Source organism: Rossellomorea vietnamensis NBRC 101237, assembly GCF_001591825.1.
In the GTDB taxonomy this organism is placed as follows: Bacteria; Bacillota; Bacilli; order Bacillales; family Bacillaceae_B; genus Rossellomorea; species Rossellomorea vietnamensis.
In genome coordinates this window covers 22,563-36,742 of record NZ_BCVQ01000004.1, presented here as the reverse complement: position 1 = coordinate 36,742, position 14,180 = coordinate 22,563, and the positions used below count along the sequence as shown (strand labels likewise).

The following is a 14,180-nucleotide window of genomic DNA, read 5'->3' as shown; positions in this document are numbered from 1 at the left end:
TTATAAATACTAACCAGTCGGTATGTTAGAGGAGGAGGAAATGCTATAACCGCTTCCCCCTCTATTGTGTTTGAATCCCTTTCAAGACCATATCGACAAACGTGCCTGCGATTTCTTCATCCGTCTTCGCCCCATCAGGCTTATACCATTGATAGCTCCAGTTCATCATCCCAAGTATACCGAAGGCTACAACGGAAACATCAAAGTCGTTTCGGAAATCCCCGGACTTTCTTCCTTCTTTCAAGAGCTTTTCGATATTGTATCGGTACATATCCCGCTTGGGTTCGATTTGGTCCACACTTTCATGGCTTAAGTGTCTCATCTCCCTGAAAAACACTTTGGCACTGGCACCCTGTTCTTTGATGTCCACGATGGAAAGATGAATGATGTCAAAAAGTTTCTCGCGGAAAGATTTACTCCCATCTTCCAGTATTCTTTCCTGCTTGGACAATAAGGCATCGATATATCTCAAATGAATTTCCTTTAGAAGCTCTTCTTTACTGGAAAAATAATAGTAGAATGTTCCTTTTGTCACCCCGATCGATTCAACGATATCCTGAATGGACGTGACGGTAAAGCCTTTTTGATCAAATAATCGAACTGCTTGCTCTGTCATTTTTTCTTTCATATGAAGTCCCCTCAATCTGCAAATATCCCCTGAATTATATCACATTTTCCCGGAGGGCCCTTCTTAAAATCTTGCCTACACTCGTCTTTGGAAGTTCATCCCGGAATTCAATGATCCTCGGGACTTTGAATGAAGACATATTCTCCTGACAGAACCCCATCAATTCCTGTTCTGACACCTTTTCCCCACCCTTAAGGACAATCACGGCTTTCACGGTTTCTCCACGATAGGAGTCAGGGACCCCGATTACGACCGCTTCCTGTACAGAGGGATGTTCATAAATGACTTCTTCCACTTCCCGGGGATACACGTTATATCCTGAAGCAATGATCATATCTTTCTTTCGATCCACTATCGATACATACCCTTCATCATCCATACGGGCAATGTCTCCTGTGTATAGCCATCCGTCACGAAGGGCATTGGCGGTTTCTTCAGGTAAATTCCAGTACCCCTTCATGACTTGGGGACCTTTGATGATCAGCTCCCCAATGTCTCCCGGAGGTACTTCCTTCATGCCGGTCGCTATATCCACTACCTTATAATCCGTAGACGGGAGGCCGATTCCGACAGTTCCAGGCTTTCTTTCTGCGAAAGCGGGGTTGCAATGGGTTGTCGGCGAGGCTTCGGATAAACCATACCCTTCCAATATCTTTGCCCCTGTTTTCTTCTCGAACTGATTTAAGAGTTCAACAGGCATGGGGGCACTGCCGCTGTTACAAAGCTTGATCGAATGAATCCCATAGTCTTCAGCAGAAGGGTGATTCGTAATCGCCACATACATGGTCGGCACTCCAGGGAATAATGTGGGTTTCTCCCTCTTAATGGTTGATAATACTTCTGAGAGCTCAAAACGTGGCAGCAGGATCATTTCATTTGCTGTATAGATGGAAAGATTCATGCATGAATTCATTCCAAATACATGAAAGAAGGGAATTACACTCAGACTTCTTTCTTCCCCTGTTTGAATGCTTTCTTTAAAAAAGCGCTGACTTTGCATGACATTTGAAAGGATATTGCTATGTGTGAGCATCACACCCTTGGACACGCCGGTGGTTCCACCTGTGTATTGAAGGACCGCCACATCTTCCGGCTCTATTGAAATGGGTGAAACCCGACCGTCCCCAAGCTTCAAAAATTCATCAAACGTGTAATCCGTCTCATGATCCTCCCCTTGGAAGCTGACGACAATGATCGTTTTCACCTTGGTTTCCTTTTGAATGGATTGAATAATGGGATAAAAGCGGTCCAATACAATGATCGTCTCCGCACCGGAGTCATTCAGTAAATGAATGAGTTCCCTTTCTACAGACATTGGATTAACCTGGGTAACAATTCCGCCAGTGGTAAGGATCCCATAATAAGAAATGACATATTGGGGACAGTTAGGGAGCATGATGGCAACCCGGTCTCCTTTCTTCGTCCCGATATGCTGGAGGGACGAGGAAAACATTGTGACGGCATCTTGAAGTTCACGATACGTCATGCGCTTTTGATAGAAGCTTATACAAGGATGCTCAGGGTACCCCGAAGCAGTTTGTTGGAGCATATGGGGTATTGAGAAATCAATTGCTGGAATATCTGTGTCGAACGATTCAGGATAATGAACGTGCCAGGATTTAGTTGTCACAAAATCATTCCTTCCGTTTTGATTATTCAGCTGCCACTGCATGGTCCTAATAGATCAACCCACCACCATCTACAGATAATGTGGATCCGGTGATAAAGGAGGCTTCATCCGATGCCAGGAACAAGATGGCGGAGGCCACTTCATCCGGGTTTCCAATCCTTCTGAGGGCATTCGATTGAGAAATCACCGACCATTTCCTTTCATCCTTCTTCCATCCTTCAATGATGTTTGTATCGATGACACCCGGAGCTACAGCATTTACCCGGATTCCTTCTTTTCCGTACTCCAATGCGGCATTTTGCGTCAACAATACCACTCCGCCTTTTGCCGCATTATAAGCGGATACGTACTTCCTCCCCTTTAAACCCAGAAGACTTGAAACATTCACGATGACCCCGCCTTTTTTCATCAGTTCCGGTATGCTATGTTTCATTCCCAGAAAGATGCTCTTTAAGTTGGTATCAAGGACATCATCCCATTCCGTTTCTTCCAAATCGACACTCCTGACTTCCGACTGACCGATTCCGGCATTGTTCACGAGGATATCCAGACTCCCGAAATGCTCGACCGTATTATGTACGAGCTCCTGCATGCTTTCACTGTCTCTTACATTCGTCCTTACATACATCGCATGCCCATTCTTTTCCCTGATGAGCCTTACCGTTTCCTCCCCCCTCGATTCATCCAGATCTGCCACGACGACATTCGCCCCTTCGTCAGAAAATCTTAAAGCGGTCGCACGTCCTATTCCACCGCCTCCTCCAGTGATGATCGAAACCCTACCCGATAGCCTCATATGCAATCACTCTCTCTTCCTAGCTCTCTACCGGAGAGGCTTTTTGATATTTTCTAAGTTCTAATTTTGCTAGTTGGGCACGATGTACTTCATCAGGCCCGTCGGCAAGCCGTAATGTGCGGGCATTTGCCCATTGTGCGGCCATTGAATGGTCCCCTGATACCCCGGCAGCCCCAAATGCCTGAATGCCCCGGTCTATCACCCGTAATGCCATGGAAGGGGCCGCTACCTTTATCATGGCGATTTCCTGTTTGGCCATTTTATTTCCGACGGTATCCATCATGTAAGCGGCTTTCATGGTCAGAAGGCGTGCCTGCTCGATTTCAATACGTGAATCAGCGATCCATTCCATGACGACCCCCTGACTTGAGAGCGTCTTTCCGAATGCTCCCCTGTTTTGAACACGCTTACATAATTCTTCAAGCGCCCTTTCCGCTGCTCCGATCAAACGCATGCAATGATGGATCCGCCCTGGACCTAATCGCCCCTGGGCAATGGCAAAACCTTTCCCTTCCGCCCAGATCATATTTTCCAGGGGCACCCGCACATCGGTAAAGGTGATTTCTCCATGACCATGAGGAGCATGATCGTATCCAAAGACTGGAAGCATCCGTTCAATTTTCACACCCTCCGCGTCCAAAGGGACAATGATCATCGATTGCTGCTCATGTCGTCTTGCATCAGGGTCTGTTTTCCCCATTAAGATGGAGAAGCTGCACCGGGGATCCCCAGCACCGGAAGACCACCATTTCCTGGCATTGATGACGTATTCATCCCCGTCTCGAACGATGCTTGCCTTGATATTTGTGGCATCGGATGAAGCGACTTCGGGCTCCGTCATCGAGAAACAGGAGCGGATCTCACCATTCAGGAGGGGGATCAGGTATCGCTCCTTTTGGGCAGGGGTGCCATACCGCTCCAACACTTCCATATTACCAGTATCTGGAGCGTTGCAGTTGAATACTTCCGGGCCGATTAAAGACCTTCCCATGATTTCACAAAGCGGTGCATATTCCACATTACTTAATCCAGCCCCATATTCACTTTCTGGTAGAAATAAGTTCCATAACCCTTGTTTCCTTGCTTCGGTTTTTAATTCTTCCATGATGGGAGGGACTGAACTCCATCGGGTATCCTGCCTGTTTAATTGCTGTTCATAAAGGGATTCATTCGGGTATACGAACTCTTCCATGAAGCGGGATAGTTTATTTTGATATTCTTGTACTTTTGGAGAATAGGAGAACTCCATGACATCCATCCTTCCTTATTAAAAATAATCGGGTTACATCGCTGAGGAGCCGCCATCCACCACAAGGACCGAACCTGTTACAAAATCAGAGGCACGGGAAGCAAGGAAAAGAGCCGCCCCTTTTAAATCATCTTCGCTTCCGAATCGATTTAACGGCGTACCTTCTAAAATGGCTTCCCCGGCATGGGAGAGGATCCCCTTTGACATTTTTGTCGGAAAGAAGCCTGGTGCGATTGCGTTAACATGGACTCCGCGAGAGCCCCATTTCACGGCAAGATCCTTGGTGAAGTTGATGACTGCTGCTTTACTTGTACTATAGCCGATGGCATCCATATATCTTGGGTCCGTTCCTTGAAGACCCGCTACAGACGCGATATTGATGATTTTCCCTTCATTCTGTGCTAACATCAGCTTTCCTACCGCCTGTGACATAATGAAGGTCCCGTTCACATTTACGTTCATGACTTTATGCCATGCCTCGAGGGGCATTTCTTCTGCAGGAGCGCCCCATGAAGCACCGCTGTTATTCACCAGGATGTCAATTCGTCCAAATGCCTTTTGGGTTTCATCCACAACCCTCGCGACGTCTTCCGGATCCGTGACATCACATTGAAAGGAAAGTGCTTGTACACCCATACCCTCTAAATCCTTTTTGACTTCATCGCATGCTTCTACATTTCTTGAACAGATGACAACATTTGCTCCTGCTTCCGCAAAACAGGTTGCAATCTGCTTTCCAAGACCCCTGCCTCCACCAGTCACCAGTGCCACCTTACCGGATAAATCAAACAATTCCTTTACATGCATATTCCTGCCTCCCTCTTTCAAGTCATTCACACACCAAGATACTAACCGGTCGGTATGTTACCTCTATAGTAAAGAATATAGTCTGAATTTTCAATCATAAACACTCAAAAACATGTGAAATTTCCTTTTCCAATAAAAAAGCCGGCTCATCAAAAATGAGCCGGCCCGGCATTTAAGCTTCAGCTTCGATCATTTCTTTATTATAGGTTTCCGTATCCAGTTCTCCCGTTACCTTACTCGTGATGATTCCAGATGTCATGGCACCACTCACATTAACGGCTGTCCGGCCCATGTCGATTAAAGGTTCGATTGAAATCAGAAGACCCGCTAACGCAACCGGCAGGTCCATGGCAGAAAGGACGAGGATAGCGGCAAATGTGGCACCGCCGCCAACTCCGGCGACACCGAAGGAGCTGATGGCAACAATGGCAATGAGCGTAAAAATAAATGTTGGGGTAAAAGGATTGATGCCAACCGTAGGTGCGATCATGACGGCAAGCATAGCCGGGTAAACGCCGGCACATCCGTTTTGCCCAATGGATAATCCAAAAGATCCCGAAAAGTTGGCGATCCCTTCAGAAACACCCAGTTTATTTTTCTGGGTTTGAATATTAAGGGGCAACGTCCCTGCACTGGATCTTGAGGTAAAGGCAAAAGCCAATACGGGAAGTACTTTTTTCACGTATGTGACCGGATTCAGTCCTGTAAGCGTCAATAGGATTAAATGGATCAAGAACATGATAATAAGGGCAACATAGGACGCCCCTACAAATTCACCAAGTTTCATGATGGCATCGAAATCACTCAGTGCGACTGTTTTCGCCATGATGGCCAGCACACCGAATGGCGTCAGCCTCAATACCAGGGTCACAATTCTCATTACGACAGCATAGATGGAATCCACGATTTTCTTGAAAAATTCCGCCGCTTCAGGTTCCTTTCGCTGAACCCCTAAATAGGCGATGCCGATGAAGGCTGCAAAAATTACAACAGCTATGGTCGACGTGGCTCTTTCTCCGGTTAAATCAAGGAAAGGATTCTGAGGCAGGAGTTCCAGGATTTTTTGAGGATAGCTTTGGCCTTCTAAAGCCGCTGCCCTCTCCTCCAGCTGAACACCCCTTGCCGCTTCGGCATTTCCTTGATCAATTTGGATGGCTTCCAGGTCGAATGCTGCAGTTGTCGCAATACCTACTGCAGCCGCGACGGCAGTCGTACCGACAAGCAATCCGATGATCAATACTGAAATTTTCCCTAGATTGGAAGATCGTTTTAATTTTGAAAAGGCTGAAAGGATCGATACGAATACAAGTGGCATGACAATCATTTGAAGCAGCTTAATATAACCCGTTCCCACAATATTGAACCATTCAATCGATTGGGTGACATTTTCATCACCTGCCTCATACACCCACTGTAAACCGAGACCGAAAACAATTCCCAGTCCGAGTGCGGCAAACACCCGTTTTGAAAACGAAACATTTTTTCTTTGCATATGAAATAGTACACCAATGAGAACAAGAAACACCAAAATGTTCAACAAAACAAACCAGACATTCATTCTAAACCCTCCCTCTTATCGATGATGGTGATACAAGTTAGACCGGGGTCTACTGTATCGTATGATAGAGGAGGGCAGGATATGTTGTTTTTGTCCGGTGATTTTCTAGAAAGATTTTAACACACTATCCTGAACCCCTTGAAAGAGAGTATGAGTACGCTCAGGATGTTTTGAAATCGCCGAGATGACAGCCACACCATCGGAGCCTGCTTCCATTACTTTATGGACATTTCCCGAATGGATGCCTCCAATTCCGACCACGGGGAGGTGAATCCCCGTTTTTCTCATTGATTCAATCACCTTTGGTCCTTGGACGGGTCTGCAATCATTCTTAGTTGTAGTTTGAAACATGGGACCCACACCCAGATAATCCGCTCCCGATTCTAAAGCGAGTTGTGCTTCCCTCACATTATGAGCGGAAATCCCAAGTATTTTATCACCTAACTTCTTTCGGACCGCTCCGATTGATTCGTCCTCCTGTCCTATATGTACACCATCTGCACCCATTTTCAAAGCCAGCTCCACATCATCATTGATAATAAAGGGAACCTTGTACTTTTGACATACATGCTGGAGTTCAAGAGCCAGTACCATCATGGGCTTTCCCTCCAGACAGCGAGTCCCCTTTTCCCGAAATTGAAACATGGTAACCCCGCCCGAGAGTGCTTCTTCCAATACATCGACAGGAGATCTTTCACAATTTTGACTGCCCATCACGAAATATAGCTTTAAGGAGTCTCTAAGATTCATAGATTGACTCCTTCATGATAGGCCCAATGATTCGTTGGCCCATGTCCACTCCCGATGCCGAGTGAATGTGAGATGGCAGCTGTAATAAATCCCTTGGCAGTATGGACTGAATCAAAGACGGTGTTCCCTTTTGCCAATTCTGCCGTGATGACCGCAGAGAACGTACAGCCCGTTCCATGCGTATGGGGAGTAGAAATTCTTGGACTTGTAAACTCAAAGAATTCTTTCCCGTCATAAAGAATGTCAATCGCATAAGATGATTGAGATTGTGATTGGTGACCGCCTTTAATGATCACATGTTTGGCCCCCATCTCGTATAGGTCCTCAGCAGCTTTCCGGCAATCACCAACATCCCGTATCTCTCTTCCCGTTAAAGCTTCTGCTTCAGGGATATTGGGTGTGATGACGTAAGCAACCGGGATCAGACGATTGATCAACGCTTCAATGGATTTTTCTCCTAATAAAGAAGCTCCCCCTTTCGCAATCATCACAGGATCCACTATAAGCTTCTCCCATCCGGAGATGCTTGCGAAATCCGCAACAGAAGCAATGATCTCATCATTCACCAACATTCCGGTTTTTACGGCTTCGGGTGGCAAATCTTCATTAATGGACGTCAATTGTATCAAGACTTCTGATGCCGACGATGGAAATACACCCTGCACCCCTTTTGTATTTTGAGCTGTCACGGCTGTTACGGCAGACATCCCATAAACATGACACTCTTGAAACGTTTTTAGATCCGCCTGAATCCCGGCGCCGCCACCGCTATCCGACCCTGCAATCGTCAATGCTTTATATACCATCTGTCACGCTCCTCTTTCAACCAAAATAACGATGATAAATTGATTTTGCTTCCTTCATTTCTTTCGTTCCATGGATAAGCGCCCGTCCGTCATAAAATAAAACTATTTGGAGGGAATCGACCTTGAACCTGATCAAATAAGGGTTCCTTTCCACTTGCTTGCCCTGGTTCTCAAGTGTTTTTGAAATGTCCAAGAGATTAACAGAGTGCCTTGACGCTGGCCGGATTTGCACGGAATCCCGTCCACATAGGACGGCCGTTTTCGTTTGATTCTCATATCGAAGACTTGGGTACATTCGATGAACACCACACGAGGGACACTCTTCTTTTTTCAACTTCCTTACATCAAGAGACGTATGTTCATTTTTCCATAAATCGAAAGAGACGACCCTATGGCTGAGAGATTCATAATCTTCCACCAACATTTTTAGTGCCTCTGTCGTTTGATGGGCGACCACCTGTGAGACGGCAGGACTGATGATTCCTGCTGTATCACAGGTCAAGCCCCCTATCGGAACTTCATCGATTAAACAGTAAAGGCAAGGTGTCACACCGGGAAGAATGCTGAATGAAATGCCATAGCTCCCCACACATGCTCCATAGATCCAGGGAATGGAATATTTTTGAGATACATCATTTATGATCATCCTCGTTTCAAAGTTATCTGTAGCATCGATGATCAGATCTGCACCCATGGCCAAGTTCACTAACTCTTCAGGCATGACATCGAGAATATGTGCTTCGATATCAACTGTTGAATTAATTTCCCCCAATCTCTTTTTGGCAGCGATCGCCTTCGGTAGTCGACTTTTTGCATCTTCCTCATTGTAAAGCTGCTGTCGCTGCAGATTGCTCCATTCGACGTAATCCCGGTCCACGATCGTCAGCTTTCCGATGCCGGCACGAACGAGGATTTCTGCGTTTCCCGTGCCCAAAGCTCCTGCTCCAATGACCAGTACATGTTTATCCCTTATTCTTTCCTGACCTTCACTTCCAATGGGTGAAAATAAAATTTGTCTTGAATATCTCTCCTCATTCAAACACTCATCCCCTCCATCGGGCTGCTCGCTGAAGCATAGGGCTTTTGAGGGATTCTTCCGGCTTCATATCCAAAACGGCCACCTTCGATTGCGAGCCTCATGGCATTGGCCATTTTAACAGGATCTTTCGCCTGTGATACCGCCGTGTTCAGCAACACAGCATCTGCACCCAGTTCCATAGCATAAGCGGCATCAGCAGGAGAACCGATTCCAGCATCAACGATGACCGGTACCTTTGCCTGCTCAATAATGAAACGGAGGTTTACGGGGTTCACAATTCCCTGCCCCGATCCGATCGGGGATGCACCGGGCATAATGGCATGTGCGCCCAACTCTTCCAATTTTCTCGCAAGAACTACATCATCGGAAGTATATGGGAGGACCGTAAATCCTTCTTTGAGCAGTTCTTCCGTTGCTTTCAGGGTTTCAACCGGGTCCGGCAATAGTGTTTTATCACAACCGATTACTTCCACCTTGATCATGTCACAAATTCCCGATGCCCTGGCTAACTGTGCATGCCGCACCGCTTCCCCAGCAGTTTTTGCGCCAGCCGTGTTCGGTAATAATGAGTAGCTCTCCAAGTCGAGTTTTTCCAGGAAGTTGGGTTGACTAGGCTCGAATATATTCATTCTCCTTACCGTGAACGTAAGAATCTCTGCCCCAGAAACCTCCACCGCTTCCTTCTGGATATCAAAATCAGGATACTTCCCTGTCCCTAACAATAATCTTGAATGAAATGTATAATTTCCGATTTTCAACATATCAACCGCCTCCTACAAATTGGACCAATTCAATGGTATCTCCATTTTCAACTGTTGCCTTTTCATGCTCGTATGCCCGTAATATAATGTGATTTTTTTCGACCATGATTGTACGGTTCTTCAATTTATAATGGTGTATAAGATCGTCTATCGTCTTGACTGTGTCTGGCACGGTTACCAGCTGTCCATTAATCCTTAATTCCACTTTCTCAACTCCCCATGTGTGAATGTAGTAATGAATTCTCTTTGCCTTCCATCAGGTCTGCCATCATGACTCCCGTTATGGGAGCAAGGAGGATGCCATTCCGGTAGTGGCCCGTTGCAATGGAAAGCCCTTCAAAGCTTTCGCTTCTTCCGATGACAGGCAGTCCTCCTTTTGTTTGAGGCCGTATCCCTGACCAGGCTCTTTCCCAATCGGCATGGATCAGGTCTGGTAAAATATCTGTAGCTTTCTGCATTAAACTCATCATTCCACTAACGGAAATGGTTTCATCAAAGGTGTGCGCATGTTCTGTTGCTCCTATTAAAAATCGGCCACCCACCTTTGGAACAATGTAGCAGCCCTCGGTGAAAATGGTCCTCTCCGTCAATTTCCTGGAGTATTTCACCGAAAAGCATTCACCTTTAACTGGAAAAGAGTGAAGTGTCAAGCCGACTCTCTCCAGTAGTGATTGACTCCACGCACCGCCTGCAACGATGATTTCAGATGCATAATAGGGGCCAATCGATGTTTGGACTCCCACTATCCTGCTTCCTTCAACAATAAAGTCATGGACTTCCGTATACTCCTTGATATCAGCCCCTAGTCTGACTGACGCGTGGCCCAGTGCTTTTGTCAGCTTTGCGGCCGACACGTTCCCGTCACGCGGAATGTACAAACCGCCGATTGCCTGCTTAGAGAGATAAGGTTCGAAGGTTGATAGTTTTGGAGAGGATAGCCATTCAACCCCTTCGTCCTGATCCATTTTGGAAGCAACACTTACTAACGTCTGTGCCTCTTTCTCTGTCCTTGCCAGTTTGATCATTCCATTTTCCATATACTCTATATCCATACCGGTTAGTTCTTTTAATTCCTGTGCAAGGGCAGGGTACATATTCCTGCTTTTCTGCGCCAGGCGATAGAGGGGGCTTCCCCCATTGAGTTCCGTATGGACCCCTAGCATCCCCGCTGCAGCTTTTGAGGCTCTGGATGCCAATTGTTCCTTCTCAATCAGCAATCCTTTATTTCCTCTTTTGGAAAGCTGGTACAGAATCGAGCAGCCGATTACACCTCCCCCTACGATCACCACATCATATGCTTTCTCCAAGCTGTTTCACCTCCTTATGGATCGCCATATAATAAGCCCGTGCTGCTTCAAGGGGATCTTCTGAAAGAAAGATTCCTGATAATACCGCGATACCTTTTGCCCCGGTTCTCAAAATGCCCTCAACCCGTCCGGGCGTAATACCCCCGATGGCGATTATGGGAAGGGGAATGTTCAAAACGATGTCTTCCAAATTGATAATCCCTGTGCCTTGCTTCCCTGGTTTCGACGTTGTTTCATAGATATTCCCATATAGGAGAAAATCGGCTCCTTCGTCACATGCCCAAAGTGCTTCTTGCATGCTGTGCACCGATGAACCGACCTTCAAAGATGGAAAATGTTCCTTCACAAGAGCAACAGGAGCACTATGCTGCGAAAGCTGGACTCCTCTCACATGTTTCATCCAAGCGATGTCTGCACGATCATGGATACACAGCTTTCTTAATGGAATACCAGCAGCTGTTAATTCATCAACGGTTTCAATCAACTCCCCAGCTGTCCAACTCCTTTCACGGATATGAAGCATATCGATATAGGGGTGGATGGTTTTCGAGATTTCCACCAATACTTCACTTGAATGCTGACCAGTGGAAATGACATGTAGCCGTCTTCTGTTTTCAATTTCCATAGCGAACATCTCCCGTCGGAAATAGTGGTAGATAAATAGAAAGAATGTAACTTACGGAAACCATGAGTATGATGCTCCCCATAAAATAGCTATCAAATTTTGAAAATCCGACTTTGTAGAAATAGGTTCTCTCCCTCTCACCATCAAAGCCTTTCGTATCCATGGCAACTGCAATTCTGTGAGCCCTCCTGATACTTTGTGCCAGCAAGGGAATGGAATAAGACTCTATGGTATGAAAAAATTTCTTATAGCCTGTTCGTTCACGGTTGCCCCTGACTTTCAGTGCATTCCGAATGGTGGTGAATTCTTCCATCATGATAGGGATCAGCCTTATACCGGCCATAAAACTATAAGCGTACTTCGGCTTAAGGCACAATTGCTGCATAAGTGAATAAAACAGGAGGACAGGTCTTGTCGTCAGAGCAAACATTAGGCCTAAAACAGCGAATAGGAATGCCCTTAAACCAATGTGAAACCCCCTATAAAAACTTTCCTCTGTCACATGGACCATCCCCCAGGTAAACCAAGTCGTCTCCCCTTTCCCAAACATGATCATCGAAGATGCCGTAGAGAGAAAGACAAGGAAAAATGGCATGGCCATCAGCGTCACTAACCTCTTTGAATATCCAGAGAATGACCACAATAAAAGGAAAGTGAACAAGGTCAAATACACGAGCCAGTTCAGGTAATGAACGAATAGTAAAAACAGAAAAAGCGCAATCATTACGATCAATTTCATACTCGGGTTAATGCGATGTAGCCAGGTGTGTTTATGAACTAATTCCATGTTCATAATGCTTCACTCCTCGATGCTTCTACATCCGCATCTTGAACCACTCTTCCTTCTTCGACGGTCCATATCCTGGTCGCATAGTGTTGGGTGATTCTGATATCATGAGTCACCATCAAGATGGTGACACCTTCACTCTGTAACTCAAGAAGCATTTCGAGCAATTCAAATGTATTGTGAGCGTCCTGTCCGAAAGTTGGTTCATCCAATAACAGAATCTCCTTACTGGGAACGATGGAAGCTGCAACACTCAGTCTGCGTTTTTGACCCACGGATAACGAATAAGGATGTTGTCCCTTACATGAACGAAGGTTGAATCGCTGGAGTAGCTCATAAACCTTTCTCTCTATGCTTTCTTCGCTCAAATCCTTTAGCCGGTAACCATAGGCCACTTCGTCAAAAACGGAATGGGTGACAAACTGTAATTCGGGATTTTGAAAAACGAAGGCACACTCTTGAGAAATCTTTTTCCCTTTCATCTGTACTCCGTTTAATTCGTACGTCCCGCTAGTATGGTTGAATTTCATTAAGCTGTGGAGTAACGTTGATTTCCCTGCCCCATTCCTTCCTGTAACAGCAATCCATTCCCCTTTGCGAATCACCGCATAGGGCAGGTGAATCTTCTCTTTCTTTTGAATATAGCCTTTAAAGTCCTCCATTCTTACAATCACAGGTCCGAATGAGGGACTTTCCCTCATCTGGCGGGATGACAGATATTCCTCCCATGCGCCCGGGTACCACACACCAAAGTTCATCAACGTACCCTTGTATTGGTTCAGGATCCACTCTTTCGCTCCATCAGCCCTGATGGTTCCATCGGCATCGAAAAGAATGATTCGATCGATCATGTCAAGAACGTGATCAAGTTTATGCTCAACGATCACCAGGGTTTTATCTAAACCGATTTCTTTGATTGTCTTCCAGACAGACTTTGTACTTTCCTCATCCAATAATGAAGTCGGTTCGTCCAGGAACAAGGTATCGGGTCTAAGTGCAAGCGCAGAAGCAATGGCCAATTTCTGCTTCATGCCTCCTGATAATGTTGAGATTTTCGTATGGGGATCCTCAAGTTCCAGTCCCACCTCCGATAGCAGCCGTTGTATTTCCTCTTTCATCTCTTCACGGGAAATCCGTAAATTCTCCAGCACAAAGGCTAATTCTTCATCCACAAATGGCATACAAAATTGCGAATCCGGATCTTGAAATACATAGCCATAAGAATCAGATACCTCCAATTTTGCAGCTCTCATGGGAACATCGACGGAGCGGGGGATCACTCCGGATAAAACATGTAATAGTGTTGACTTCCCGCATCCTGATGGACCCAATAGCAATACTTTCTCCCCTTCATTGATAGAAAGACTGACTTCATTAAACATCCGTTTCCCTGTTCCGGGATAGGTAAGTCCAAGGTTTTCGACATGCATAAGCATC

The 14,180-nt window shown here is 45.9% G+C and carries 15 protein-coding genes; all 15 read right to left on the bottom strand.

Annotated elements, in window-relative coordinates; genetic code table 11:
* Nucleotides 1–61: 61 nt before the first annotated feature.
* Nucleotides 62–628, bottom strand: coding sequence for a TetR/AcrR family transcriptional regulator (locus BVI01S_RS03285; protein WP_061809222.1), 567 nt, complete (start codon nt 626–628; stop codon nt 62–64).
* A 34-nt stretch (nt 629–662) separates the two neighbouring features.
* A complete protein-coding gene (locus BVI01S_RS03280; RefSeq protein ID WP_061809311.1) occupies nt 663–2,258 on the bottom strand; it encodes a long-chain-fatty-acid--CoA ligase in 1,596 nt (531 codons plus the stop codon).
* A gap of 46 nt (nt 2,259–2,304) precedes the next feature.
* A complete protein-coding gene (locus tag BVI01S_RS03275; RefSeq protein ID WP_061809310.1) occupies nt 2,305–3,054 on the bottom strand; it encodes an SDR family NAD(P)-dependent oxidoreductase in 750 nt (249 codons plus the stop codon).
* Between the two features lie 19 nt (nt 3,055–3,073).
* Complete coding sequence (locus BVI01S_RS03270; protein WP_061809221.1) at nt 3,074–4,303, bottom strand: acyl-CoA dehydrogenase family protein; 1,230 nt, start codon at nt 4,301–4,303, stop codon at nt 3,074–3,076.
* 33 nt (nt 4,304–4,336) lie between these two features.
* Complete coding sequence (locus BVI01S_RS03265) at nt 4,337–5,110, bottom strand: SDR family oxidoreductase (RefSeq protein ID WP_034759182.1); 774 nt, start codon at nt 5,108–5,110, stop codon at nt 4,337–4,339.
* A gap of 172 nt (nt 5,111–5,282) precedes the next feature.
* On the bottom strand, nt 5,283–6,668 hold the full coding sequence (locus tag BVI01S_RS03260; protein WP_061809220.1) for an L-cystine transporter: 1,386 nt from the start codon (nt 6,666–6,668) through the stop codon (nt 5,283–5,285).
* 105 nt (nt 6,669–6,773) lie between these two features.
* Nucleotides 6,774–7,418 carry a thiamine phosphate synthase gene (thiE, locus tag BVI01S_RS03255; RefSeq protein ID WP_061809219.1) on the bottom strand — a complete coding sequence of 215 codons (645 nt, stop codon included), beginning with the start codon at nt 7,416–7,418 and terminating at the stop codon, nt 6,774–6,776.
* Nucleotides 7,415–8,224: a bifunctional hydroxymethylpyrimidine kinase/phosphomethylpyrimidine kinase gene (gene thiD, locus BVI01S_RS03250; RefSeq protein WP_061809218.1), complete on the bottom strand. Its 810-nt coding sequence runs from the start codon at nt 8,222–8,224 to the stop codon at nt 7,415–7,417. Before thiD ends, thiE begins: the two co-directional genes overlap by 4 nt.
* Before the next feature lie 16 nt (nt 8,225–8,240).
* A complete protein-coding gene (locus BVI01S_RS03245; RefSeq protein WP_034759172.1) occupies nt 8,241–9,263 on the bottom strand; it encodes a thiazole biosynthesis adenylyltransferase ThiF in 1,023 nt (340 codons plus the stop codon).
* Nucleotides 9,260–10,024 carry a thiazole synthase gene (locus BVI01S_RS03240; protein WP_034759170.1) on the bottom strand — a complete coding sequence of 255 codons (765 nt, stop codon included), beginning with the start codon at nt 10,022–10,024 and terminating at the stop codon, nt 9,260–9,262. Before BVI01S_RS03240 ends, BVI01S_RS03245 begins: the two co-directional genes overlap by 4 nt.
* Nucleotide 10,025: 1 nt before the next feature.
* A complete protein-coding gene (thiS, locus tag BVI01S_RS03235) occupies nt 10,026–10,229 on the bottom strand; it encodes a sulfur carrier protein ThiS (protein ID WP_034759167.1) in 204 nt (67 codons plus the stop codon).
* Between the two features lie 4 nt (nt 10,230–10,233).
* On the bottom strand, nt 10,234–11,331 hold the full coding sequence (gene thiO / locus BVI01S_RS03230) for a glycine oxidase ThiO (protein WP_061809217.1): 1,098 nt from the start codon (nt 11,329–11,331) through the stop codon (nt 10,234–10,236).
* Entirely contained in the window at nt 11,315–11,956 is a 642-nt protein-coding gene (locus BVI01S_RS03225; RefSeq protein WP_061809216.1) for a thiamine phosphate synthase, read from the bottom strand. The genes thiO and BVI01S_RS03225 overlap by 17 nt, the downstream gene beginning before the upstream one ends.
* Entirely contained in the window at nt 11,946–12,749 is an 804-nt protein-coding gene (locus BVI01S_RS03220; protein ID WP_061809215.1) for an energy-coupling factor transporter transmembrane component T family protein, read from the bottom strand. Before BVI01S_RS03220 ends, BVI01S_RS03225 begins: the two co-directional genes overlap by 11 nt.
* Nucleotides 12,746–14,173, bottom strand: a complete 1,428-nt coding sequence (locus BVI01S_RS03215; RefSeq protein WP_244886853.1) for an ABC transporter ATP-binding protein — start codon at nt 14,171–14,173, stop codon at nt 12,746–12,748. Before BVI01S_RS03215 ends, BVI01S_RS03220 begins: the two co-directional genes overlap by 4 nt.
* Between the last annotated feature and the right edge of the window lie 7 nt (nt 14,174–14,180).